Origin of the sequence: Paenibacillus sp. BGI2013 (assembly GCF_002843485.1) — a bacterium.
Classification (GTDB): domain Bacteria; phylum Bacillota; class Bacilli; order Paenibacillales; family Paenibacillaceae; genus Paenibacillus; species Paenibacillus amylolyticus.
Genome location: NZ_PJFA01000011.1, coordinates 88,584 through 113,694 on the forward strand (window position 1 = coordinate 88,584; position 25,111 = coordinate 113,694).

Annotated in this window: 19 protein-coding genes; 13 read left to right on the forward strand and 6 right to left on the reverse strand. The window is 47.5% G+C overall.

Annotated elements, in window-relative coordinates; translation table 11 throughout:
• Positions 1–6: 6 nt before the first annotated feature.
• Positions 7–1,146: a toxic anion resistance protein gene (locus CXK86_RS23465; protein ID WP_101314633.1), complete on the forward strand. Its 1,140-nt coding sequence runs from the start codon at positions 7–9 to the stop codon at positions 1,144–1,146.
• Positions 1,147–1,267: 121 nt separating this feature from the next.
• On the opposite strand, the gene CXK86_RS23470 is transcribed toward CXK86_RS23465, so the two are convergent.
• Both CXK86_RS23470 and CXK86_RS23475 read right to left on the reverse strand, forming a co-directional pair.
• Entirely contained in the window at positions 1,268–1,807 is a 540-nt protein-coding gene (locus tag CXK86_RS23470; protein WP_101314634.1) for a hypothetical protein, read from the reverse strand.
• Positions 1,808–1,964: 157 nt separating this feature from the next.
• A complete protein-coding gene (locus tag CXK86_RS23475; protein ID WP_076253452.1) occupies positions 1,965–2,558 on the reverse strand; it encodes a TetR/AcrR family transcriptional regulator in 594 nt (197 codons plus the stop codon).
• A 412-nt stretch (positions 2,559–2,970) separates the two neighbouring features.
• Between CXK86_RS23475 and CXK86_RS23480 the strand changes: the two genes are divergently transcribed.
• Positions 2,971–3,729: an SDR family oxidoreductase gene (locus tag CXK86_RS23480; protein WP_101314635.1), complete on the forward strand. Its 759-nt coding sequence runs from the start codon at positions 2,971–2,973 to the stop codon at positions 3,727–3,729.
• Positions 3,730–3,901: 172 nt separating this feature from the next.
• Here the strand turns inward: CXK86_RS23480 and CXK86_RS23485 are convergent, their stop codons facing one another.
• A complete protein-coding gene (locus CXK86_RS23485) occupies positions 3,902–4,936 on the reverse strand; it encodes a LacI family DNA-binding transcriptional regulator (protein WP_036672606.1) in 1,035 nt (344 codons plus the stop codon).
• A 446-nt stretch (positions 4,937–5,382) separates the two neighbouring features.
• On the opposite strand from CXK86_RS23485, the gene CXK86_RS23490 reads away from it, so the two are divergent.
• The 4 genes from CXK86_RS23490 (at position 5,383) to CXK86_RS23505 (ending at position 10,550) form a co-directional block, all read left to right on the forward strand.
• Positions 5,383–6,669: a sugar ABC transporter substrate-binding protein gene (locus CXK86_RS23490; protein WP_047841751.1), complete on the forward strand. Its 1,287-nt coding sequence runs from the start codon at positions 5,383–5,385 to the stop codon at positions 6,667–6,669.
• 257 nt (positions 6,670–6,926) lie between these two features.
• Entirely contained in the window at positions 6,927–8,282 is a 1,356-nt protein-coding gene (locus tag CXK86_RS23495) for a sugar ABC transporter permease (RefSeq protein ID WP_047841752.1), read from the forward strand.
• Positions 8,279–9,115: a sugar ABC transporter permease gene (locus CXK86_RS23500; RefSeq protein ID WP_101314636.1), complete on the forward strand. Its 837-nt coding sequence runs from the start codon at positions 8,279–8,281 to the stop codon at positions 9,113–9,115. Before CXK86_RS23495 ends, CXK86_RS23500 begins: the two co-directional genes overlap by 4 nt.
• 148 nt (positions 9,116–9,263) lie before the next feature.
• Positions 9,264–10,550: an MFS transporter gene (locus CXK86_RS23505; protein WP_101314637.1), complete on the forward strand. Its 1,287-nt coding sequence runs from the start codon at positions 9,264–9,266 to the stop codon at positions 10,548–10,550.
• 327 nt (positions 10,551–10,877) lie between these two features.
• Here CXK86_RS23505 and CXK86_RS23510 read toward each other — a convergent pair whose 3' ends face one another.
• Positions 10,878–13,034 (reverse strand): alpha-amylase family glycosyl hydrolase, encoded by a 2,157-nt coding sequence (locus CXK86_RS23510; RefSeq protein ID WP_101314638.1) that lies wholly within the window; start codon positions 13,032–13,034, stop codon positions 10,878–10,880.
• A 447-nt stretch (positions 13,035–13,481) separates the two neighbouring features.
• On the opposite strand from CXK86_RS23510, the gene CXK86_RS23515 reads away from it, so the two are divergent.
• The 3 genes from CXK86_RS23515 to CXK86_RS23525 are packed head-to-tail and all read left to right on the forward strand — an operon-like array spanning position 13,482 to position 17,649.
• A complete protein-coding gene (locus CXK86_RS23515) occupies positions 13,482–14,861 on the forward strand; it encodes an alpha/beta hydrolase (protein WP_101314639.1) in 1,380 nt (459 codons plus the stop codon).
• Positions 14,858–16,276, forward strand: a complete 1,419-nt coding sequence (locus CXK86_RS23520) for a cysteine peptidase family C39 domain-containing protein (RefSeq protein ID WP_101314640.1) — start codon at positions 14,858–14,860, stop codon at positions 16,274–16,276. Before CXK86_RS23515 ends, CXK86_RS23520 begins: the two co-directional genes overlap by 4 nt.
• Positions 16,270–17,649: an ANL family adenylate-forming protein gene (locus CXK86_RS23525; RefSeq protein ID WP_101314641.1), complete on the forward strand. Its 1,380-nt coding sequence runs from the start codon at positions 16,270–16,272 to the stop codon at positions 17,647–17,649. The genes CXK86_RS23520 and CXK86_RS23525 overlap by 7 nt, the downstream gene beginning before the upstream one ends.
• Positions 17,650–18,069: 420 nt before the next feature.
• On the opposite strand, the gene CXK86_RS23530 is transcribed toward CXK86_RS23525, so the two are convergent.
• Positions 18,070–19,842, reverse strand: coding sequence for an alpha-glycosidase (locus CXK86_RS23530; RefSeq protein WP_101314642.1), 1,773 nt, complete (start codon positions 19,840–19,842; stop codon positions 18,070–18,072).
• Between the two features lie 222 nt (positions 19,843–20,064).
• Positions 20,065–20,646, reverse strand: coding sequence for a hypothetical protein (locus CXK86_RS23535; protein ID WP_101314643.1), 582 nt, complete (start codon positions 20,644–20,646; stop codon positions 20,065–20,067).
• Between the two features lie 425 nt (positions 20,647–21,071).
• Here CXK86_RS23535 and CXK86_RS23540 point away from each other — a divergent pair, with 425 nt between their 5' ends.
• The 4 genes from CXK86_RS23540 (at position 21,072) to CXK86_RS23555 (ending at position 25,071) form a co-directional block, all read left to right on the forward strand.
• Positions 21,072–22,085, forward strand: coding sequence for an ABC transporter substrate-binding protein (locus CXK86_RS23540; protein WP_101314644.1), 1,014 nt, complete (start codon positions 21,072–21,074; stop codon positions 22,083–22,085).
• Between the two features lie 97 nt (positions 22,086–22,182).
• Positions 22,183–23,196 carry a FecCD family ABC transporter permease gene (locus tag CXK86_RS23545; protein WP_036606207.1) on the forward strand — a complete coding sequence of 338 codons (1,014 nt, stop codon included), beginning with the start codon at positions 22,183–22,185 and terminating at the stop codon, positions 23,194–23,196.
• Entirely contained in the window at positions 23,193–24,236 is a 1,044-nt protein-coding gene (locus CXK86_RS23550) for a FecCD family ABC transporter permease (RefSeq protein ID WP_101314645.1), read from the forward strand. The genes CXK86_RS23545 and CXK86_RS23550 overlap by 4 nt, the downstream gene beginning before the upstream one ends.
• A gap of 13 nt (positions 24,237–24,249) precedes the next feature.
• Complete coding sequence (locus tag CXK86_RS23555; protein ID WP_101314646.1) at positions 24,250–25,071, forward strand: ABC transporter ATP-binding protein; 822 nt, start codon at positions 24,250–24,252, stop codon at positions 25,069–25,071.
• The last annotated feature ends 40 nt before the right edge of the window (positions 25,072–25,111 follow it).

The window sequence follows — 25,111 nt, forward strand, 5'->3', positions numbered from 1 at the left end:
CTGTAGATGTCATTTTCAATGGAAATACCGAGCCAGAAGGAAATTCAGAAGGTGATTGAGGAAGAGGTGAAACCCGTGCCCGCCGAGGTCGCGGAGCTTCAACAAGTGGCAAATGCCAACGTAGAGATGATTATGACACTGGACCTCGAATCCCTGGAGAAGCGCAAAGAAATTCTGCAATCCATTGACGGCTTTGGCATGAACACGATGAGATCCTCTTCTGAGAAAAACGCCTTGCTTCAAGTCTCTGTTGGACATCTGTCCAAGACGGGAGACGAGGGCGGTCAGGTCGCCAAAGGTTTGACCGAGCTGCATATGCAACTGAAGGATCTCGACCCAAGCGTGGTCGACTTTGCCAAGAACGGTTTCCTTGGGAAATTGTTCAATCCGCTGCGCGCCTATTTCCTGAAATACCAGAAGGCTGACGCAGTCATCGCTGACATCGTAACCTCTTTGGATAAAGGCAGATCCACCCTGCGTAACGATAATACAACGCTGGAGATCGAACAACAGAACCTGCGAGAACTCACAAAGCGATTGCAAAAGGAAATCCAGCTTGGCATGCTCATGGATGAGTCCATCGACGCGCAGATTGAAGCCGCCAAGGTCCGTAATGAAGACCCTGAGAAAGTCCGCTTTATTACGGAAGAAGTGCTGTTTCCGCTCCGTCAGCGGGTGATGGATCTGCAGCAGATGTTAGTCGTGAACCAGCAGGGTATCATGGCGATTGAAGTAGTCATCCGCAATAATAAGGAACTGATCCGAGGCGTAGACCGTGCGAAGAATGTAACCATCTCTGCATTGAAAATTGCCGTAACTGTAGCGAGTGCTTTGTATAATCAGAAGATTGTATTGCAGAAAATTGAGTTGCTGAACCAGACGACCAATGATCTGATCGCCGGAACATCCAAGATGCTCAAGGATCAGGGGATTGCCATCCAGAAGCAGGCGTATGAAGCCAGCATCTCCGTGGATACGATGAAACAGGCGTTCACCGATGTGTTGTCAGCACTGGATTCGATCAGTCTTTATAAGCAGGAAGCTCTGCCAAGAATGCGCGAGACGATTAACCAGTTCCGTGAACTTGCGGATACCGGAGAGCAGCAGATTCAGCGGTTGGAGAAAGGGCAGAAGCTGGGGCTGTGATCAGAAGAGTGCAATAAATTTTACGTATTAGATTGTTATCATAATTCATAATTAGAAAAAGCGACCGTTCCTCATTAAATATGAGGAACGGTCGCTTTTTGGGCTTCTATGAAGATTGGTACTAACTGTCATACCCCAAGCTTCTTGCATAGGCGTATAACTGTTGTTCGCATTGATCCATTAGAACACTAGCGGTGTTTACTTTGGCATTACCCTGTTTTAGTAACGTGTAATTCACTTTGTTCTTGGATACTGCCTTTTGGTACAACAGGTACCCTTCGAGCTGAGTGTAACTTGCCTTGATAAATGTGGCGTGGATTTTCTTGATTTGCGGGTTGGCAGGCTTGATTTGTTTTGCCTTGGATACCAATTTCGTATAATTGGGGATCACCGTATTCGTAAGTTTAAGGTACATGGACTTGCGATTGGTTGAAGTTACCTGGGTGTCGATACTTTCCAAAGCGGTAAAGGCTTTGGCCTCATAAGTTTCAAGAGCAAATAACTGATTAGTGTACTCTTTAAATTCTGCATAACTCTGATCTGAATCTGAATATGTAGAGTTTACTACTTTGGCTGTATCAGCAGAAGCGGGTGGAGAAAGAAGCATCCCACCAAGCAAAACAAAACTGGTAATCAATGATATAATCCACGACTTCTTCAAATGTAATCTCATCCTCCTTTTGTTTGTATTCCATTGGATAACCTAACATATCATTACCAGAAATTACAGGAATACATTTACATAATTTTGGTGGGAAGCTTTCTTGAAATTAATCTCAATCACCCTACTAAAGGGAAGTAAGACGATTCAAAAAATCTCAGTTTTTTAACACGACATTATCCGGCTTGTAATGGATGATCTTGAACAACTCCTCGGCCATGTAGGCGGGGCTGTGCTTGAAATCTTGTCTGATCCACTCCATGATCATGCCAAATATCGCATGAGATTGGTAACTTGCCAATATTTCATGGTTGATGTGCGGAGGGAAGATATGGTTCAGATCCTGTAAGGCCAGATCCCGAAGAACATCACAGATCATGCGCTGGAAGTTGGAGGAAGCCTCAGATTTCACAACCAGTGTGTAGAATTGTGCGTGCTGGTGTACATGCTCAAATATAGTGATCGCCGAAGAGGGCATCAGATTGACTTCGAACTCTTCCTCATCCTGATAAGGTTTGCGGAAAGAAGTTACCAGATCCTGAATCACATCATCGATAATTTCGTTGAACAGGTCTTCTTTGTACTGATAATGCCTATAGAAAGTTCCTCGATTCAGGTCGGCTCGCTGCACAATATCCGTAATCGATATTTCTTTAAAGGGATGTTTTTGCATCAAATGGATGAGTGCATCCTTCAGTGCAGCTTTTGATTTTTTAATTCTTCGGTCCATCGAATTCAGAGTTTCAGACATCTATTTTCCTCCTCGATATATAAGTTGAACTAAAGCATATTTACACTGGCCACTTCGATGACAGAACAACCTTCCGATCGCTGTTATCCCCAGATTTTTTGACTCCTATTATAAATGGTAAATCCGGGGATAGCATATGCTTCCGATGCAGCTTTCTTCCAGAAAGCTTTTAGTCGAACGCTTTTGCTTCTTCAGGTTATTTCTGTCCTCTCCGTTTCGTGTAAATGTTTAGTTCAATTTATATCGTTCACTTTAAAGTACATTCGGGCTTATAAGTGTTGTTTAACGTACAACTGGACAAGCTTTTACTGATTGAAGTGAAACGCTATGACTTATTATACTAAGGATAAGAGTTAATGAACATTTGTTTGTTAACTTATTGTAAACGAATACACAAAGGAGGATACATGGAATGAAACTTCAAGATAAAGTTGCAGTTGTTACAGGTGCTGGTTCAGGTATGGGGAAAGCAATTGCCACGTTGTATGCTCAAGAAGGCGCGAAAGTCGTTGTATCGGATATTAACGAAGAATCCGCACAAGCGGTAGTGAATGATATTAAAGCTCAGGGTGGAGAAGCGATTGTCGTTTTGGCCAATGTAGCCAAAGAAGATGATGTGCAAAATCTGATCGATACGACGGTAAGCACATACGGTACAGTAGATATTCTAATTAACAATGCGGGAATTATGGATGGTATGGAGCCGGCAGCTGATATAACGGATGAGAAGTGGGAGAGATTGTTTGCTGTAAACACAACCAGTGTGATGCGGACAACACGTAAAGTATTGCCGATCTTCCTGGAAAAACAAAAAGGTGTTATCGTGAACATTGCTTCAGCAGGTGGATTGCACGGCGGACGTGCGGGAGCAGCTTATACAGCTTCAAAACATGCGGTCGTAGGATTCACCAAAAATACAGGATACATGTATGCTGAGCAAGGCATTCGTTGTAATGCGATCGCTCCAGGAGCCGTAGCAACCAACATCAGCACATCTATGGCTGGTATTAGCCCATACGGTGCAGGTCGGCAACAGCTGGGCATGGCAATCAACCCACGCATCGGGACGAGCGAAGAGATCGCCAAAGTGGCCCTGTTCCTCGGATCTGACGAGTCCAGCTTCGTGAACGGAACTGTCGTTACAGCAGATGCTGGCTGGAGCTCTTACTAATCCACTCATGTGCAGTTGAGCATGGAGTACGGAAATATTGTGTGAATTAAGGAAGCCGCATAAGTATATGCGGCTTCTTTTTTTGCACCTATGCACCTACGTACGGTGGATAACAGCATCATATTCCGTGTAGGACAAACGTTTGCATTACTACACGGATACCCGAAATGAATCAATCTGAGGGTGGCCTTGGCTTGGAAAAGAGTGAGGATTCACGCACGATCAGACGATGGGGGATAATGACCGGATTATGAAGCTGTGGTTCCCCACTAAGAATTTTTAACAATACCTGAACGGCTGTATAACCAAGCTGATAAGTCCCGATGTCGATAGAGCTTAGGGGTGGAGAAGCCAGTTCCGATAATGCAATATTGTTAAAACTGACCACACTGATATCTTCAGGCACCAGATAATGAAGCTCGGCAAGAGCTCTCAATACCCCAAAGGCCACGTTGTCATCAATGACAACAATTGCGGTGGGTCTGTCCGGCAAGGACATGAACAGCGACATCGCTCTGAATCCACTTTCCTGCAGAAATTCGCCTTCCACAATCCAATCACTATCCGCATCCAGCCCGGCTTGGGCAAGCGCTTTTTGGTATCCTAACATACGATCATGCGATAACGTAATGTCCGGAGGACCGCTGACAAATCCGATTCGAGTATGTCCCTGAGCGATTAGATGATGAGTCGCATCATAAGCGGTCTGCACATTATCGTTATCCACCATGGGGGCATTTGGATGAGCTTCACTGCGACCGATTAACACAAAAGGAAACTTTTCCGCTTCCAAAAATGAAATGATGGGATCATCTCGTTTGGACCCAAGCAACAGAATACCATCGACTCTACGGCCATGCACAAGGCGTGATATCGCATGCAATTCATTGTCTGATGATGTTTCGGTTGTTAGCAGCAATTCATAATTCATACGGGTGGCATGTGTAATAATACCTCGCAGCAGTTCCCCGAAAAAGTAATTCTGAAACAACTCTTCTGCAGGACGCGGAAGCATAATCCCAAGGGTATGTGTTGTTTTGGAAACCAGGCTCTTCGCGATGATGTTGGGATGGTAGTTCAGTTCTTTCATGATTTGCTTCACTTTGAGAGACGTCTTGGTGCTGATTCTGGGATGGTTGGAAATCACCCGTGACACTGTAGAAGGGGAAACACCCGCCAATTTGGCAATATCCTTGATCGTAATCATGTGAAAAAATCCCTTCTGAACAATCGTATAAATATTCTCCTATGGTAATCCAAAGGATACGAGAAATCAATTGCTAACTGCCGAGTAAGGGATGCACGCGAAGTGAAATTAAGGAAGAAAGAGTCAGAACAAGGAAACAGGAAATTACTGTAGGTAGAAGAACGAAATTGGATAAAATTGAGCAAATATGGCTTGTGCAAACGTTTGTGCAAATAAAGATCGTTATTGTATGATGTGATTGTTATTATAGCGCTTACATCGTTGGATTTACATACTTCTTGACTTGTTTACCCCTACATATTGAACGGAGAGGTCATCTTGTCTCTCATTTGAGCAAACGTTTGTACAAATGAGGATATGGGATGCAAAACCTGACAACATACGCAGACAAAAGGGTGAAAAGCGCGAACTTTGTTGGACCAAGCAGAGGGAAGGGGACATTTTACATGAGAAAATGGCAAGGGGCAACATTGTCCGTCATGATGGCTTTTACACTGGCTGCGTGCGGGGCTGGAGGTGGAAGTCCATCTCCAACTACGGCAGGTGAGAATCCGGAGGAAGTTGTAGAGCTGACAGCCGAGAACCTTCAACCGGAAGAAGGGGCAACCCTGGTGATCTGGGAGGATAAAAATCAAAGTACCTTTATTGAGCAAAGGGTCAAAAAATTCGAAGAAAAATATGGGGTAACGGTCAAAATGGAGGAATTACCTCCAACCGATCAGGTAACCAAGCTGACGACGGATGGCCCAGCGGGTCTGGCGGCAGATGTGGTTGTTTTCCCGCATGATAAGATTGGTAGCGCTTCAGAGGCGGGACTTATTCTGCCCAATGACATATTCGAAGCAGAGACCGCAGAGAACACCAGCGACAACGCGCTGAAGGCAGTGACGTTCAAGGATATCCTGTACGGCTATCCGTACAGCGTGGAGACCTACGCCCTTTTCTATAACAAGGCACTCTATCCAGAAGCTCCGAAAAACTTTGATGAGATTATCAGTTTCGCCAAGACGTTCAATAATGTGAAGTCCAATCAGTATGCGCTGATGTGGGAATTGCAGCAATTTTACTATAACTATGCATTCCTGGCTTCACAGGGCGGTTATATTTTTGGGGACAACGGGATGGATAGCGCGGATCTCGGTCTAAATAACGAAGGAGCCCAGAAGGGTGGACAGTTCTTGCAGACGCTGAAGTCGGAAGTGCTGCCGCTCAAGATGGGTGATGTGAACTATGATATCAAAAAAGGATTATTCTCCAGCGGCAAGCTGGCTATGGACATTAACGGTCCGTGGACCATTGCCGATTATCGCAATGCAGGTATTGATTTTGGCGTTGCTCCGCTTCCAGCAATCGATGGCAAACCGATGACCTCCTTCTCAGGTGTTAAGGCCTATTATGTGAATGCATTTACGCAGTACCCGAATGCATCGAAGCTCTTGGCAGCTTTCCTTTCCAATGAAGAAGCTCAGATGGAGAACTTTGACCTGAACGGTACACTTCCTGCGAACAAAAACGTGGCTGCTGATCCGAAGTTGCAGGAGGACCCGATCAATAAGGCGTTCCTGGAACAGTTCAATAACTCAACACCGATGCCTTCGCTTCCTGCCATGGACAGCGTATGGGGACCAATCACTTCGGCCATTACGGATATATGGGATACCGATAAGGACGTGAAGGCATCGCTGGACAATGCCGTGAAACAGATCCAGGAAAGCCTTGCAACCGTCCAATAAGAACGAACGACGAATTCGAAGATTTGCATAAGAGCTGCATAAATTGAACTTCATATTTACACCAAAACGGAGAGGACAGAAGGAAGCTGAAGAAGTAAAACGTGCGCCTTTATCACCGGATTTTCCCATTTGGAAAAGGGATCAAAAAATCTGGGGATAACAGCAATCGGAAGCTTGTTCTGTCATCGGAGTGGTCAGTGTAAGTACACTTTTGTTCAATGTATACAGGTTAGCAATAGGCGGGGAGGAGAGAGCGAATGCAACAGCAGCATGTCCCGGTGCCTGTTGGACCGAACAGGGAAAGACAGCACCGGATGACAGCGGCCATATGTTCCATCATACTGCAAGGTCTTGGACAGCTGTACAATCGACAATGGATTAAGGGAATTTGTCTACTGTTACTGGAGGGAGCGGGGCTTGCGTACCTGCTTCCTCGCCTGTCACAGGCCGTATGGGGCATATGGACACTGGGGGAAAATACACAGCGTTTTGTCAAAGTGAATGGATCCACCGTACTTCAAAGGGGAGACCATTCCATCTTTTTGCTGCTTGATGGCATTATCGTACTGCTGGTGTTTTTTGTGTTTATTCTGATCTACATCCTGAATATTCGGGATGCGTACGTCACGGGACTTGCGAGGGAAGAAGGCAAGCAGACTTTGGGCGCAGCGGCTTCGCTTCGGAACATGATGGACAAAAACTTCCCGTATCTGTTTCTGTCCATCCCGGCGCTGGGCATTCTTTTCTTCACCGTTATGCCCATCCTGTTTACGATCACGATCGCGTTTACCAACTATTCGGCTCCAGATCATATTCCGCCAGCCAAACTCGTGGACTGGGTAGGCTTCAAGACGTTCAGTGATCTGATCCAGCTGAAATCCTGGAGCCAGACATTCTACGGTGTGCTGACCTGGACAGTCATCTGGGCCATTCTGGCTACAGTCACCACCTATTTTGGCGGCGTGTTAGTAGCACTGTTGATTGAACAGCGGGGCATCCGCTTTAAGAAGCTGTGGCGGACGATCTTTATTTTGCCTTATGCGATCCCACAGATCATCTCCTTGCTGCTTATGCGTAATTTGTTCAATGGTCAGTTTGGTCCGATCAATACGTACATGAGAGCATTTGGGCTGGAGGGATTACCCTGGCTGACAGATCCGTTCTGGGCCAAGGTCACCGTTATTGTCGTCAACATGTGGATCGGTATTCCGGTCAGTATGGTGCTGATTCTGGGTGTGTTGACAGCCATTCCTCGTGATCTCTACGAGGCTGCCGAAGTGGACGGAGCATCTGCGTTTCAGAAGTTCAGGATCATTACGATGCCGTTCATTCTTTTTGCCACAACTCCGGTACTTATCATGCAGTTCGCCGGAAATTTCAACAACTTCAATGTCATCTTCCTGCTGACCAACGGGAATCCATTGCGGGGAGACTACCAGTACGCAGGGGCCACGGATCTGCTGGTGACCTGGCTCTACAAGCTCACGCTCGACAATAACAAATTCAACATGGCTTCAGCGGTAGGTATTATCATCTTCCTCATTATCGCTTCATTCTCTATCTGGAATTTCCGCCGCTCCAAATCATTCAAGGAGGAGGACATGATTCAATGAAGACACGTAATAATCCGCTACGTTTGGCCCTGAGTTATGTGCTGTTGCTGATCATCGCCGTTGTCTCCATCTATCCGGTACTCTGGATCTTTCTCTCTTCCCTGAGACCTGGTGCGGCATTGTTCAGTGAACGGTTATGGCCGGAAGCATTCACGCTTTCCCATTATGGTGAGCTGTTCAATAACCCGTCCTTTATGTACGGCAGATGGTATATGAATACGCTGAAAATTGCCTTTTTCACGATGATTTTCTCTACGCTGATGGTGACACTTGGGATGTATGCCTTGTCCCGCTTCCGCTTCCGTGGACGTAAAACGATTCTCTCCACCATGCTGATCCTCGGGATGTTCCCGAGTTTCATGAGCATGATTGCCATCTATATCATTTTGCTGCAAATTAAATTGCTCGACACCCATGCTGCGCTCATCCTGGTCTATTCATCAGGAGCGGTACTGGGCGGATTTATCGTCAAAGGTTTCTTTGACACCATCCCGCGTAGCCTGGACGAAGCGGCGCGCATGGATGGTGCGAGTCACCTGCGAGTATTCACCAGCATCATTCTGCCCTTATCCAAACCAATGCTGACTTATGTGGCACTAACCAGTTTCACCGGTGCGTGGATGGACTTTATCTTCGCCCGGCTGGTGCTGCGGACGAAAGAGAACTGGACGCTTGCGGTGGGTATGTGGGATCTGGTCAACCGTTATCAGGACAGTAACTTTACGATGTTTGCTGCGGGGGCGGTACTGATTGCCATTCCAATTACACTGCTGTTCGTTTTCCTACAGCGATTCCTTGTTCAGGGTCTGACGGCAGGAGCTTCGAAAGGGTAATCCTGTGCCATAACAGCATAGTCAGCCGCGATACCTGCGGCACGCCAACCAGGCACTTCCGTGATGTCATGTCTTTATCGACTGGCAATGCTGCGGAAGTGCCTGGTTCTGCATGGGCTCGAATCATGATTAGGGAGGAACGTGATGTATGGGCATGATACCATCCAGTGAGCCCGATAACATTGGATACCAAGATGGACAAGCTGCATTGCATAATACTAAAGCTCCGCCAACACTTTGGCGTAATGTTACCTTTCGCAGGATATTGTACGGCTACGGCATCTCGGTCTTCGGGGATTGCTTCAATGGGATTGCGATTAGCCTGTGGGTGTTACAGACCACAGGCAGTGCAAAGAGCATGGCGGCCGTACAGATCTGCAATATGGCTGTCAGTTTTCTGTTTGGATCGGTGGCGGGTACGGTTGCAGACCGATTGGATCGCAGGAAGCTGATGCTGACCTCGGATGTATTTCGGGGCGTAATGGCTGTACTGATTGCGGTTAGCTTGTTCGGCTGGCATGCTCCGTTTCCGGTGGTGCTGCTGTTGCTCTCACTCTCCATGTTTTCAAGTCTGTTTCAGGCCCCTGCATTCCACGCCTCTGTAGCAAGTATGGTGGGCAGAGAGCATATTCAACAAGCGACGGGAACCATTCATATGGTGGATAATCTTGCCCGAATCAGCGGACTAGCCGCAGCGGGCGTTGCTGTTGCTGCATTTGGCGGATTCATCGCCATATTAATTACAGGGGCAACCTTTCTGTTGTCCGCAGTCTGTGTGCTGGTGGCAGGCCGCTTTCCTGAGGTACAGCGATCCATTAATCAGCAGACCACGTTTGCTCAGGAGTGGCGCAGTTCGTTTGGCTACATCTATCGGAATCCTTTGATCCGATCCATTGTATTGCTCAATCCGGTGCTGATTTTATTTTTCATGTCGGCGATGATGCTGGTTCAAGTGATGGCGGTCAAGGTGTGGGAGGCTAATCCGGTGCAGTTTGGATTAATTGAGACCTGTATTCCACTCGGATATATGATTGGCTCTGCATTGTTGATTGCTTCGGGGAAACGATTGAAGTTAAGAGGGAGATGGGTGTTTATTGGTCTAATTGTGTTGGGGCCGATATATATTTTTTTATCGAACGTATCCTCACCAATTATGGCGTTACCGTTCATCGTGGGCGGAGGTGCGATGTTCGCGTGCTGTACGATGCTCACCCAGATTATGCTGAGGACAGCCGTTCCAGACGAGCTGCAAGGAAGGGTCTATGGCGTAGTAGGAACAATCACCAGTACAGCGCCTATTCTGGGATTGACTGTTGTCTCCGTATTGGCAGATCAGTGGGGGGCAGCTTCTGTGCTGCAAGGCGTGGGCATATTACTGCTGGCGACAGGTATTCTGGCCGCTACAACATTGAAGTCGATTCGAACCTATCATTAGAAATGTGAGATATAGATCCATTCTATATTAGTTGAACTATAAACATTTACACGATAACGGAGTAGTCAGATGCAATCCGGAAAAGCGAAGCGTTCGCCTAAAAGATTTCTAAAAGAAAGCTACATTGGAAGCATACGCTAGCTCCAGATTTTCCCTATATAGAAGGGAATTAAAACAACTGGGGGTAACAGCGATGGGAGATGGATCTGACCGTGTAGTGGTCAAGTGTAGAGTGATTTGTTCAATTTATATAGCATAATCCAATAGCAAAACCCGGAGCATACGCTGCGTTAGCGTAACTCCGGGTTAGCTTGTGGACTGAATATTTTATTGCCAGTTTACATTTACAGTCGCTGTACCGCTGGTTGGTGTGGTGAACGTGTGGTTGGAACCACCTTCCCATGTAATGGTTGCACCATTTTTCTTGAAGAATTTGAACTCCAGTTGTTTCCCGGCTGGCACGCTCACATCATAGTACCAAGTTGGGTAGGCGTGGATGACCTGATTGAAAGCAGGGCCAATAGCTGTTGTACCCGTGCTCCAGTTGCCCAGTTCTGCCATGTTACCTGTCAGATAGATGTTCTGACCCAGTGTGGTGGAAGCATTATTAATGACAAATCGTACAGTGACCTGATCACCCGTAAGGATGGTGAAGTTGTTATACGCATTGCTGTTAACTCCGTTCGCAGCTACTTTCACAGCATAATTGCCTGCGGCAACAGCTGGGATCGTTACTTTGATCTGCGTATCTTCCCAGGATGTGATCGCAGCACCGGTAACGGCTGTTGTACCGAAGTATACCGTACCTTTGGTGGAGCCAAATCCACGTCCGCTAATGGTAACGACATTACCCGGTTTGCCCATCACCGGACCCACATGCCCGATGGTTGGTGTTGTTTCGCTCGTTGTATACTGCCAGACCGCGGTTGCTCCGGCTGCCAGTGTGAAGGAAGAGACGTTGCCATTGGTGGAAGTGATGTTATTACCGTTCAGTGCGCCGCCCAGTACATCGGTGTAGTTGCCTGTTGGCAGTGAAGTTCTTAGATTCGCAATGCTTGCTGGTGTGGAGAGATTACGGTTGACCGCAACAACAGCTACACTTTTGCCAAATTTGCGTTCATAAACGTACACATCATTATTGATCCAGCGTTGCTGAGTGGAGCCATAGGCGATCGCTGGATTGGATTTGCGCAGAGGGGCCAGCTTGCTGATCACGTTGAAAGCAGTGGTTGTTTTGGAGAAGGAAGGCATTTTGGCCCGATTATCAGGGTCCCCGTTACCAGTCAGATACTGCTCGGTACCATAATAGATGGCAGGTACACCGCGGGAAGTCAGCGTGAAGGCCAGCGCTTGTTCCAGACGACGGTTGTTGACGGCACTTGTTTTGAACCGATCCATATCATGGTTGTCGATGAACGTGACTTGGTCATTCACCTGATTGTAATCTGCCGCTGTGCCTGTAATCATCGAATCCAGAGCGTACATGTTGGATGTGTTATCCCGGAAGACGTCACGCACGGCAGAGTTAAAGCGGAAATCAAGCAGGCTCATCCCGGATTCGTTGGCAAATTCCGTGTTATCCGCATCCGATGCAGCGGATCCCAGGAACCATTCACCAAAGGTGAATACAGGTTTATGTGCATAGATGGAAGACATCCAGCTCTTTTGCCAGCCGAGAGGCATATGTTTCACCGCATCAACACGAATGCCATCCACGCCCATATCGAGCCATAGCTTGATTGCATCTTTGAAATATTGATCAATGGTACTGTTATTGTGATTCAGGTCAGCGAGGTCATAGAGGTTTTTGTAGATACCATTCTCCAGGGAGGAAAAATCGGAGCCGCCGTTGTGATGGAAATATCCATTTGTATCATTTGTGTATCCGCCAACAAGATTACCGTTATCGTACAACTTGCCATTCTCAGCAAAGGATGTATCGGTTTCCATGGCAGGAGACGTATGGTTCGGTGCAAAGTCAATGACGATCTTGATGCCTTTGGCATGAGCGGTTGTAATCAGATTTTGAAAGTCAGCCATCGTTCCGAAATACGGATTGGTCTTCTTGAAATCACGTGCCCAGTAACCATGATACGCTGTGTTGATCACGCCGCCGTAGTTGATGGTAGCGAAGATATTTTCGACCGGTTGGGAGATCCACAATGCCGTAACGCCCAGATCGCTAAAATAGTTATCGTTGATTTTGTTGATCAAACCCTGCCAGTCGCCTCCGCAATACAACTTCAGGTTACTACAAGTGGCATCGTAGGCAGCTCCGGTAGGATTGTTGGAAGGATTTCCGTCAAGGAAGCGGTCCGTAAAGATCTGATAGATGACGTCTGTACTAAAGTTCTGCTTGTTGGTAACCGCGGTATCCGCATCGGCATAGATCGCTGAAGCAGGCAGATAGGGAAGTGCGCCCCCTGCAAGTAAACTGAGTGTCAGTGTTGTGCTGAGGAGTACACGTTTGGCCATTTGAAACATAGTAATCCACCCTTCTCGTGAATGTAGTAGTTTAGATAAACAACCAACCCGGCTCTTGAATAATAGCGCTTTCAATACAGCGAAGTGTTACGCAGTGGATTGAAGACTTCCCTCCTTTTGACACGCCAACAACCCCGGCATCTCCTTCGGGAGTTACCGGGGTTGTCCTAAACCGCTCAGGTTTAAAAGCATGGCCCTCGAGTTATGATCACAACGTTATCGTAAGAAATATTGGATCTTATGTCAATAACTTTTTTGGGAGCATTTATTTTCTATTTTTATGTTTACAAAAGCACGTCCGGGGATTTAAACTATTCGCAGATTCACAATATAAGGGCTATGTATCCCGGGACACTTACGCGTGTTCTGAGACAACCCCGTCTCTTCTGAGGCGGGGTTATTTGTATTATGCAGGCGAATTGGGAGAAGAGAGGCGGTTGATGATCGTTGAGTACCCATTCTGTCATCGAATGTTTGGAAGGCATTCAGGCGTCGCGGCTGGGCAATATCCGCAACATTTATGTGTACCTCCCGCCCGGTTACCATGAGCAGACAGCTCGGCAATATCCGGTTTTGTACGTTCATGCGGGGCAGCGGGCTTTTGGTCCATCCGCGCCAGGCAATGAAACATGGAATATGGACCAGGCAGCAGACGGACTAATTGCCTCCGGGCAGATTGAATCACTGATTATTGTCGGCATTACGCATGTCCGTCCAGTCACGCACAACGAATTCTACCACTTCATTGCCCCTGAGAGAGAGGCCGTGAGTGTGGGTTGCTCAGGCATCGCCTATGAACATTTCATCATTCATGAGCTCAAGCCGATCATTGATCATCGTTACCGGACGTTGCCAGACAAGCATAATACCGGGCTGTTAGGTTCATCTGCCGCGGCGCTTTGTACATTGCACATGGGGATGCGAAATCCAGATGTTTTCGGAAAACTGATCATGATGTCGCCATTTTATGTGGATGTGCAGCTGGACGAAACATCGGAAAGTGGACTGTTGGAAGAAAACATGTATCGCTTGCCAGAAGAGGTACCCGACGTTCGAATGTGGATGGATATTGGAGATACGGAAGGTCTGTTTCTGCCTTCTCAGGTCAGAAGGGTGGCTCATCAATTACTTGAACGCGGAGTAGGATCGGATGAGGAATTGGCATTTCTGGAACAGCAGGATGCCTGTCATCAGGAAGGTGACTGGGGAGCGCGCATTCACCTCCCGTTACTGTACATGTTTGGCCACGCGGGTAAGCCCTCCTCGCTCGAACTGCTTGGAAGGGATGTCATCGGACTACAGGGGGGAATGACCGTGTGTATCAATGCACAAATTCACTACGAGAGTGGGTTGGTTCAGAGTCTGCTGCATGGGAATTATACATCGAGTGACCCGAATGTACTTCAGGTTCATGCGAGTGGAGAGTTGGTTCCTGTCGGTATTGGAAGTGCATCCATCACGCTGACTGTGGGGGAACTGTCTGCTACACGCATCTACACTGTCATTCCTGAATTGTCCACTCATGTGGAGGTCTGCGTTCGTGCAGAGGTAGCTCCCGACGAAGACTCGGAGGAAACGATATATGGTGGCATGGGCATGAAGCTTGTTCGTTCTGGTAAAGGTCGATATGAAGGTAGTTACCGAGTCCCGCGTGATAGTGGGTTCTCCTTCCGGTTTACACGTGGTTTCCGCCGTTTCGAGACCGATGTGGATGGCAAACCTATTGCCAATCGGGTATTTCGAGCGACAGATGATATGTCTGTGCATTACCTAATCCAATCCTGGGGCAGTACGTCAGCCAAAACGGGAACAGGAGGCCCAAAATGATCATTCCTTCATTCGCTCCAGTGCTGGACATTCCTTATTATTATCCCTGCAATTTTCCTCTGATTCATGAAGTGCTCCATCGACAAGGATCCATCACAAGTCTTGCACTGCTGGCGGCAAGTCGGTTGTACAGCCTTCCTTCGTGCGGGGATAACGGACTGGTGAAGCCTTATTTTAACAAACTGGATTATGTAGAGCCGATCTGGGAGATGTATGGTCAGCGACAGCTGGACAGCTTCGAGGAAGGCAAGACGCAGATCCGGCAGTATATTGGCGAAGGTGGGCTTTTTTTGGCTACAGGAACCAGTTATCACCTGCCTTACTGTGAGGATTATCAGAATCCCGAGTACATTCGCAAACATGTGAAGCAGGGCTCCCGACTACATCTGGTAGACCATTGGATTGCTGTATATGGTTTGGAAGATGAGCATGTTCACGTCTACGATCCCGTGCCCTCCAAGTATAAGGGAAAGGTTACTCAAAAGGCCTTTCATGACTTCTGGAAAGGTAACCAAAGCATACCTGAGCTTGCGCAGGCCAAACGCAAAGAAGAACTCCGAACGTATGGAACCATGGACATTCGGGCGACTGTGAAGCTGGACTCTGACGGTTACCGAGACATGTTGATCCAGGCGTTAACAACGCAGATTGAAGAATTTCTGACAGGCCGGACGATTGCACAAGGAGAGCGGAATTTTCATTTTGGACATGCGGTGTCTCTGCGACTCTTAGATGCACTGTGTGGGGCGAATGAAGGGGATCAGGCCAATGAAATGTTAATATCGGGTCTGCTGTTTGATATGCGATGGAGTCGATATTTTCTTCGAGATCTTCTTCAGGAATCAGCCTTATGGCTAGGTTCTCCACTTGATCAATATGCGAGAGAATTCAGCGACATTATTGTACGTTGGGAGAAGGCCTACAATATGCTTCAGGTCAGTCGGATAAAGCAGCGTGAGCAGTGGAAAGTACAGCTAACAAGTGTAATTAAAATGTTGGTCACGGATGAATGGCAATGGTATGAGTCACTTCGACAGTCCATACCTCAGGCAGATTGCTTCCCACGTCAGGCCGTGTTGATGATTGGACAAGAACACAGGGAGGATTTGCTCCGTATCGTATTGGATAGTTGCCGGGAGTTAAACGCGTACCATAATACAACGATTCCACTTGGTGAGGGTGGTAACGCTCCACTGTACGGACGAAGTGGGCAACTGGATTCGCTGGAACTCGTGTCATTGCTTGCAGTGGTAGAGCAGGGAATCGAAGATCGATGGGGGACGGGGATGGGAGTCGCACTGGCGGAGATGGCTGCTGCTTCCATGCCGGAAAGCCCATATCAGACCGTGGGTTCACTTGTTGATTATCTCGCACAGCAATGGGCGTCTGACGGTAAGGAGGATGCAAGATGTTGAACCAATTCTTGCTTGAACGATTCGCGGAACAGGGACAGCAACCTGCGCTGATCTGGAAAGATCAGGAGTACAGCTATCAGTGGCTGCTGGAACAGGTTGGCATCATGAGTAAGTGGATTACAGCAGAAGGGCTGACTGGGCAACTTGTAACGCTGGAGGAAGATTATTCTCCCTATGCAGCGGCAGCATTGGTTGCTTTGCTCGGACAAGGGTGTATCGTGCTCCCCATGGATCGGAACCTGGTTGAAGCCAAACGAGAGGAATATATCCAGCTGGCACAGGTGAAGTGGCGTTTGGACGTTGAAGGAGGCAAGTTGTGTATTCGGCAAACGTGTGAATCCTCCGGAGAGGTTCCTGTGTTATTATCCTCGCTGGCCCAGGAGGGCGTAGGCGGACTGGTACTCTTTTCATCCGGATCAACCGGAGTAAGCAAAGCGACTGTCCATCGTGCAGATCGGCTGTTACATGGTTTTCGGCGGCAGGTTCGGCCTTTGCGAACGATTCCTTTTATGATGTTTGATCATATCGGCGGTGTGAATACCATGTTGCAATCCCTGTCCAGTGGGGGCTGTCTCTGTATCATTGCGGATCGATCTCCCGAAGAAGTGTGCCGAACGATTGAGAAGTTTCGTGTGCAGGCGCTGCCTGTCTCCCCAACATTCATGAATCTGTTGCTGCTGGGTAGAAATGATGAGGGGTATGATCTGTCGAGTCTCGAAGTTGTGTCATACGGATCGGAAGTGATGCCTGAATCCGTACTGGCAGCCTGGAACCGGAGATATCCACAACTAAGGACGATACAAGCCTATGGCATGTCTGAACTTGGCATTCTGCCAACCCGCTCCAAAGAGCCAGGCTCGCTGCTGTTTTCCATTCAAGATGAAGGGGTCAAGTACCGGGTGGTGGAAGGAGAATTGCAGATTCACACGGAAACCGCGATGATTGGATATCTGAATGCTCCATCACCCTTTACAGAGGATGGGTGGCTGCGAACTGGCGATGAAGCTGTGCTGGAGCAGGGTTACATTCGTATTCTGGGACGTCGTTCCGAGATCATTAACGTAGGGGGACGGAAAGTGTATCCTGCCGAGGTCGAGGGTGTTCTGGAAGAGATGGAATGTATCGAAGCGGCCGTGGTTTCGGGAGAACAGAGTGGTATCACGGGTCAGAGGGTGAAGGTGACTATCCGGCTGGCTACAGAATGTACTCTCACCGATCTGCGGCGATCCATCTGGGAATATTGTCAGGACAAGCTGCCTTCATACAAGATTCCGCAGAAAATCGTAATTACACAGGGAGCGCTCGTAAGCTCAAGAATGAAGAAAATACGAAAACCAATGACTTCGACACCCTTCGCCTCGGCTGGGAAATAGGTCGCTGCCTCGAAGAGTTTCACCTTGCTTGAATCGGTATCGCTAACGAACCTCAGACATCGTATTGAGGGGATAAACAAGAAAAGTAAAACCTAACGAATCTCAGTAACGTTATTGCTTCAAAAATACGGCTTCTGGTCTCGAAAATCGACGTATTGGACGAAATAAGGTCTCTCTGATTCGTTAGGCATTTAACCCGCGTATAATGAAGCAAATAACGTGTGCTGGGTTCGTTAGGATATGACGTATAAGATGCACAAGACATACAAGACGTATAAGATACAGAAGAGGCTGTCCTTGGTCTGATATGCTCCCCATACAGTAACAGGATTTTATTATTTACCTGTCTACTTTATGGGGAGCATATCACCTAGGGGACAGCCTCTTTGAAGTTATTTTCCCTTGTTAGCTGTATTTATCTCAGGCCTCAGCTGGTTGTTTCACCTCAAGTTGCATCAGTGAGAATCCGTATGCTTCCAGATTGAGGGTCAGTTTATTTTGCCGAGCTTCCACGGTGTTGGATGTGAACAGATTTCGCCAGACGTTACGATCTCCCAAGGGGAGTTCAAGGGTACACGGCTCATCACCCGCATTAAGAACAAGAAGCATGCGCTCTCCCGTATGCGAATCCAATCGTTCGATGGCAAGACAAGGGTCTCCGGCTTTTGCATATACAATCTTCAGTTCCGTGCTGCGCAGGGCAGGGTGCTGTTTGCGAAGGGAAATCGTACGGGTGAAGAATTCCAGAAGATCGCGATTCTGTTTGGTCTCATCCCATTCCATACACTTGCGGCAACCCGGATCATATCCCCCATCAAGTCCCACTTCATCTCCATAATAGATACATGGCACACCTGGATACGTAAGTAGTAACGTAACGGCAAGTTTCATCTTGCGCTCGTCTCCATCACATAAGGTCAGCAGTCTGGGGGTATCATGACTTCCGAGCAGATTGAAGGCCGCTTCCGTTACAGGCTGTGAATAGGCTGCGAACAGTTTGCCGATCTCATTGGCAAATGCGAGTCCGTCGAGCTTGCCGTGCACCGTATAGTCCAATACCGAGTTGGTAAACGGATAATTCATCACGGCATCGAACTGGTCTCCCTGAAGCCACATGAGTGAATCATGCCAGATCTCGCCGAGCAGATAGGCATCAGGTTTAATGGCTTTTACCGTCTGACGGAATTCGCGCCAGAACTGATGATCCACCTCATTCGCCACATCAAGCCTCCATCCGTCAATGTCCATCTCCTCAATCCAGAAACGTCCTACCTCTAATAGGTATGCCTTCACTTCAGGGTGTTCCGTGTTCAGTTTCGGCATGAGCGGTTCAAAAGCAAAGGTGTCATAAGTCGGTATACCATCCTCCACACGTGGCGGCCAGTCCTTGATATAGAACCAATCTGCGTAGGGAGAGGCAGCTCCATTCTTCATGACATCGACAAAAGGAGGGAACTCTCTGCCGGAATGGTTGAACACCGCATCCAGAACGACACGTATGCCGCGCTGATGACAGGCGTCCACGAACGCCTTGAACTGTTCATTGGTTCCAAAGTGAGGATCAACCTTCATGTAATCGCCTGTATTGTATTTGTGATTCGTCGTGGCTTCGAACAGCGGACAGAAGTAAATGGCATTGATGCCAAGCTGACTTATATGATCCAGATGATCCAGCACACCTTGGAGATCGCCGCCAAAGAAGTTCACTGGTGTAGGCTCTCCTCCCCAGGGTTCAGCATTTTTGGGACTGAGGGATGGATCGCCATTGGCATAACGTTCAGGGAAAATCTGATAAAACACAGCGTCCTTAACCCAGGCAGGCGGTTCAAAAATGTCGACCGGATTCATAAATGGAAAATCAAAGAATTCGAGTGGTTGATCAGGCAGCGCCTGCTCGAATCCGCGCTCCGTCATCCAGACCGATTCCTCTCCTTGAATCAGTTGGAAACCATACCGTAATCGGCGATAGGGAGGTGAAGTCTCGGCTTCCCAATAATCGAACATTTCATCCCGGGCAAAGATGTGCATAGGGATGTGTGTGATCGTCCGATCCCAGGCATATTTGTCTCCCGTAATGGCAATCACCGCATCCAGGTCCCCGCGTTTGGACCGAAGTCGCAGGTGCATGGTCGAGCGGTCATAAGCATAGGACCAATTGAGTTTGGGGCGATGATAAACGGCTTCAAGAATCATGTAAATCACTCCTCGTCAGATGATGAAATTCAGATAAAAGCGGCCATTAAACGCAAAAAAGGCACAACCTCAATTGTTCACGAGGTTGTACCTTTCGGCAGCATAGCCTTTTGATTATAGTGCTATTATACGAACTAACTCAGCAAAAGAAAACACTTTTTTTCCTTAAATTTCAAATTGTTTTATTCGAAATGTAGGACGCGTATCTGCAATTACTGTTTTTTATAAATCAAATCCAAGTTTATTGGCGTATGCAGAGAATTCTTTGTGAAACTTCTCGATATTTTTCTTCCCGGCAGCAATTTTGGCATTGGATTGTTTCAGGACAGCACTGTTTACCGTTGTTTTGGAGACCGCTTTTTTAGCGAGTTGGAATCCTTCCAGCTGTGTATAGCTACCTTTGATCAAGTTGGCATGGATTTTTTGCAATTCTGTATTTTGCGGTTTAATCAGCTTCAGCTTGGAAACATATTTGGTGTAGTTAGGAATCGCTGTATTGGTCAGTTTCAGGAAAACGGACTTGCGATTGGATGATGTGATGTAAAATCCACCTCCCAAAGCATTGAAGGCTCTCTCCTCATATACCGATGCCATATCCAACTGATCAAGGTAGCCCAGGAAATCTTCTTCTTCGACTGTAGGGATCGGTTCTTGTTCTGACGTGTCAATTTCTTCATAGTATTCGTCTTCCGAATATGTAGTGGTTGAGTCATCCGCAGCAGCGGCATAGGACCCTACAGGTGCGAACACCCCGCCGAGCAAGACAAAACTCATAATGATTGATAGTACCCATGATTTCTTCACGTGTTAATATCCCCTATCTATAGATGTGATTTTATTCCAATGGATAATCTAACATAGTACAACAAGAAATTACAGGAATTGTTTTACAGTAAATTCATCAGTCAAACGCATATGAATGAATAATGAGTCACTAGCAAAAAGGACATGTATTAGATGAAACTAAAAGTAAAAAGAGAGATTTGTATATTTCGTAGGTAAGAAAAAAATTACATATATGGTTTGTGTGGAGGCGTATTGTATCGATATATATTGTATTGTTTTAGTTAATTTATCTTTATTTAATGTTGTTTTATGAAGTTAAAGAGTTCGACAGGGAGTGAGAAGTTTTTCCAAATAAAATGCTTGTATAATGATTTCATCTCCATTACAATACAATTGATAATGAGATTCAATATCATTTAGATAAAAAAGGGGAGACGGATTTCATGTATAAAGTAAAGAAAAAGCTATACATTTATGCAACACTTATTCTGATGATTTCATTACTTGCTGGTTGTGCTTCGGGTGGAAGTGCCGAGACAACAAATACGTCCAGCCAAGCTGCAAGCAGCAATGAGAGCAATAATGAAAGTGATACAACTGCAAGTGCGACTGAAGACCAGTCCAGAGTGATCAAACATGCCATGGGCGAAACCACAATCAAGGGAACCCCGCAAAAGATCGTGACACTGTTCCAGGGTGCGAATGATGTCGTTGTTGCACTTGGCGTGAAACCGACAGGCGTGGTGGAATCCTGGGTTCAGCAGCCAGTCTATGAATATCTGAGAGCAGATCTGGACGGAGTTCCACAAGTAGGACAGGAATCACAGCCCAATCTGGAAGAGATCAACAAGTTGAAACCCGACTTGATTATTGCTACGAAGATCAGACATGAAGAGATCTATGAGCAACTGTCGCAGATCGCACCAACGGTAGTGACGGAGACGCTTTTTGACTGGAAAGAAACGGTGAAAACTGTTGGAGAAGCGATGAATAGGGTTGAGCAATCGGATAAATTGTTGTCTGATTGGGATGGCCGTGTAGCTGATTTTAAAGAGAAAATGGGGGATCGTCTGCCAATTGAAGCAACCATCACGAACTTTAGAGCCGATCAGGTTCGTATCTTCTACATGGGATATGCAGGTAAGATTCTGAATGAACTTGGGTTCACCAGACCTGCTGGACATGATGCAGACACATGGGGAGTTGAATTGACTTCCAAAGAAAACATTCCAGATATGAATGCAGACATGATCTTCAACTTCAATTCAGGCACAGAAACAGATGCCATTCAGAAAAATTATGATGATTGGACCAGCAGTCCACTGTGGAAAAACCTTGATGCAGTCAAGAACAACCAACTAGTTCAGGTCGATGAAGTGGCCTGGAACATGGCAGGTGGATACACATCGGCCAACATGATGCTGGACGATCTATATAAGCAGTTCAACCTGAACTAACTAACAGGAGCAGGACCTGCCATGCACCAGAACATTCGTTAACGAAGTGTATGGGCAGGCAGGTCTTTTATCATTTTACAGATGAAAGAGTGAGAGTATGTTTCCCCTTTTTACAAAGGCAAGTGCCAAGATTTATGGACTGGTGGGTTTATTCATATTACTTCTGCTTGCTTGCCTAGCCAGTATGATTCTGGGACGTACGCATATCACGTTTCAGATGGCATGGGAAGCACTGCAATTCTATGACGAGAGTTCTGTGGAACATGTGGTTCTGCTGACGGAACGGTTGCCACGTACAGTTATTGCTGCTGTTGTAGGAGCAAGTTTGGCCGTGGCGGGTGGGCTGATGCAGGCATTGACACGTAACCCGCTGGCATCACCGAGTGTGTTCGGAATTAATTCTGGTGCGATCTTTTTTATTGTTATTGCCATCGTTGTATTGTCCGTATCTTCGCTCACCACCATGATGTGGTTTGGTTTTGCAGGGGCTGCTGTAGCCGCGGCAATTGTATATGGGCTAGGTTCCCTCGGTCGTGATGGCCTGACACCGATCAAAATTGTACTGGCGGGTACGGCAATCTCCGCGTTATTTGCCTCGTTCACACAGGCCATTCTGGTGCTGGATGGAACCGGATTGCAGGATGTACTGTTCTGGCTTGCCGGTTCAGTAAGTGGTCGGACATTGGATATGTTATATCCTGTTCTGCCGTACATGACAGCCGCAGCTATTGTCTCTTTGTTCATGGGCAGAGCCATCAATCTGCTGTTGACGGGTGACGATATCGCCAAAGGCATGGGACAGAATGTACTTCTAGTCAAGGTGCTCATGGGAATTGTTACGGTATTGCTGGCGGGTGGTTCGGTTGCCGTAGCCGGTTCAATCGGTCTTGTCGGTCTGGTTGTCCCGCATATCATGCGTGCACTGGTGGGAAATGATTACCGCTGGCTCGTTCCTTACTCTATTGTAGGGGGAGCGATTCTGCTGCTGTCCGCGGATGTGGTTGCAAGGTTGGTGATCATGCCGCAGGAAGTTCCACTCGGTGTCATGACTGCACTGATTGGCGGACCCTTCTTCGTGTATATTGCCCGCAAGGGGGTGACGAAGATATGAGGAAGGTGTTGACTTTTCGCAACAAAAAAGACACTGTCTCAGTGCAAATGGAACGAAAATCACTGGTTGTCATCGGTGTATGTATCCTATTGTTCCTGATGGCAGGAGTGGTCGGTACCAGTGTAGGCAGTGACTTTATTTCTCCGCTGGATGTGCTCAGAACGATATTTGGTCTGAATGCAGGAGAGCATGACTTCGTCGTGCTGACCTTAAGACTGCCAAGGGTGTTATTATCTCTGCTCGTAGGAGTAGCCCTCGGTATGTCAGGCGCACTTCTGCAAGGCATTATCCGTAATCCGCTGGCCTCACCGGATGTCATCGGCATCACCGGCGGCGCGGCCGTTGCAGCTGTAGGTTTTGTTACGCTGTTAGGTGGAGCGGTAAGTATCAAGTTGTTGCCATTGTTCGCCATCGCTGGCGCAATTGTGACGGCTTTGATCATCTATGTGCTTGCCTGGAAAAAGGGAGTCAGTCCGATCCGTCTGGTGCTGATCGGCATTGGGGTATCGGCCATTACCGGAGCCGGGACGACCTTTATGCTGATCCTGAGTCCGTTCTACACGGCAGGTCAAGCCTATATCTGGCTGACAGGAAGTGTATACGGAGCATCGTGGACCGATGTCCGAACGATTTTACCGGTTATCGTAATTGTTATACCGCTGGCGATTTGGTTCGCTCGCAGCCTGAATGCACAGGAGTTCGGGGATGATCTGGCCACAGGGCTGGGTGTAACTGTACAGCGGCATCGTTCAGCGTTGTTGTTATGCAGTGTACTGCTGGCGGGAATCGCCGTTGCGGTTGCCGGAACCATTGGTTTTGTAGGCCTGATCGCTCCACATATTGCCCGAAAGCTGGTTGGACGGATGTTTGGCAGTATGCTGATTGTGTCTGGACTGGTTGGTGCTCTGCTTGTATTTGCGGCAGATCTGATTGCCCGCACTGCCTTTCTACCGCTGGATGTTCCCGCAGGGGTATTCACCGCAGGCGTAGGCGCACCGTTTTTCCTGTATCTATTGTTCAAGAATCGAAATCAGTTTTGAGGAGGAGAGAGCTGTGAGTATTCTGGAAGCCAAGGAGCTTACGATCTCCTATGGAGCAGATCCCATTATTGAAAATTTAAACCTGATCATTCCCAAGGGACATATTACCGTCCTGATTGGCAGCAACGGCTGTGGTAAATCTACGCTGCTGCGTACGATGGCCCGGTTGTTGAAATCCAGCTCTGGTTCGGTGCTGCTGGATGGCGAAGAGATTGCAAAGTTGCCAACCAAGGAAATTTCAAGACGCATGTCCATCCTGCCACAGGGTCCGACCGCTCCGGAGGGCTTGACGGTGAACCAACTGGTTAAGCAAGGACGTTATCCACATCAAACATGGCTGAAGCAATGGTCACGAGAGGATGAGCGCATGGTCAAGCTGGCACTGGAGTCCACACATCTGACAGAACTCGCGGATCGACCTGTGGATGCATTGTCCGGTGGACAGCGTCAGCGTGCCTGGATTGCGATGACACTTGCGCAGGGTACCGAAACGCTGCTATTGGATGAACCTACAACCTATCTGGATATGACACATCAGATTGATATCCTCGATCTGTTGTTTGATTTGAACGAACGGGAAGGACGCACGATTGTTATGGTACTTCATGATCTGAACCTGGCATGTCGTTATGCGCATCACATTGTGGCTGTTCACAACAAGTCGATCTACGCAGAAGGAAAACCGGAAGATATTGTCACACAGGAGATGGTTCGTAAGGTTTTCCAGATGGAGTGTGAGATTGCAGTTGATCCACTGTTTGGCACACCAACCTGCATCCCACATGGAAGAGGAAGGAAGCTGAATGGGGAACAGCGTTATACACAACTGGCTTGAGGATCAAAAAGTCTACTTTTGATTCGTTTAATAAATTATT

Coding starts and splice junctions, on each gene's coding strand:
- CXK86_RS23545 (WP_036606207.1), top strand. CDS start 22,183: ATGTTTCCCCTTTTTACAAAGGCAAGTGCCAAGATTTATGGACTGGTG.
- CXK86_RS23525 (WP_101314641.1), top strand. CDS start 16,270: ATGTTGAACCAATTCTTGCTTGAACGATTCGCGGAACAGGGACAGCAA.
- CXK86_RS23480 (WP_101314635.1), top strand. CDS start 2,971: ATGAAACTTCAAGATAAAGTTGCAGTTGTTACAGGTGCTGGTTCAGGT.
- CXK86_RS23530 (WP_101314642.1), bottom strand. CDS start 19,842: ATGATTCTTGAAGCCGTTTATCATCGCCCCAAACTCAATTGGTCCTAT.
- CXK86_RS23465 (WP_101314633.1), top strand. CDS start 7: ATGTCATTTTCAATGGAAATACCGAGCCAGAAGGAAATTCAGAAGGTG.
- CXK86_RS23490 (WP_047841751.1), top strand. CDS start 5,383: ATGAGAAAATGGCAAGGGGCAACATTGTCCGTCATGATGGCTTTTACA.
- CXK86_RS23540 (WP_101314644.1), top strand. CDS start 21,072: ATGTATAAAGTAAAGAAAAAGCTATACATTTATGCAACACTTATTCTG.
- CXK86_RS23505 (WP_101314637.1), top strand. CDS start 9,264: ATGGGCATGATACCATCCAGTGAGCCCGATAACATTGGATACCAAGAT.
- CXK86_RS23485 (WP_036672606.1), bottom strand. CDS start 4,936: ATGATTACGATCAAGGATATTGCCAAATTGGCGGGTGTTTCCCCTTCT.
- CXK86_RS23520 (WP_101314640.1), top strand. CDS start 14,858: ATGATCATTCCTTCATTCGCTCCAGTGCTGGACATTCCTTATTATTAT.
- CXK86_RS23550 (WP_101314645.1), top strand. CDS start 23,193: ATGAGGAAGGTGTTGACTTTTCGCAACAAAAAAGACACTGTCTCAGTG.
- CXK86_RS23475 (WP_076253452.1), bottom strand. CDS start 2,558: ATGTCTGAAACTCTGAATTCGATGGACCGAAGAATTAAAAAATCAAAA.
- CXK86_RS23500 (WP_101314636.1), top strand. CDS start 8,279: ATGAAGACACGTAATAATCCGCTACGTTTGGCCCTGAGTTATGTGCTG.
- CXK86_RS23495 (WP_047841752.1), top strand. CDS start 6,927: ATGCAACAGCAGCATGTCCCGGTGCCTGTTGGACCGAACAGGGAAAGA.
- CXK86_RS23510 (WP_101314638.1), bottom strand. CDS start 13,034: ATGTTTCAAATGGCCAAACGTGTACTCCTCAGCACAACACTGACACTC.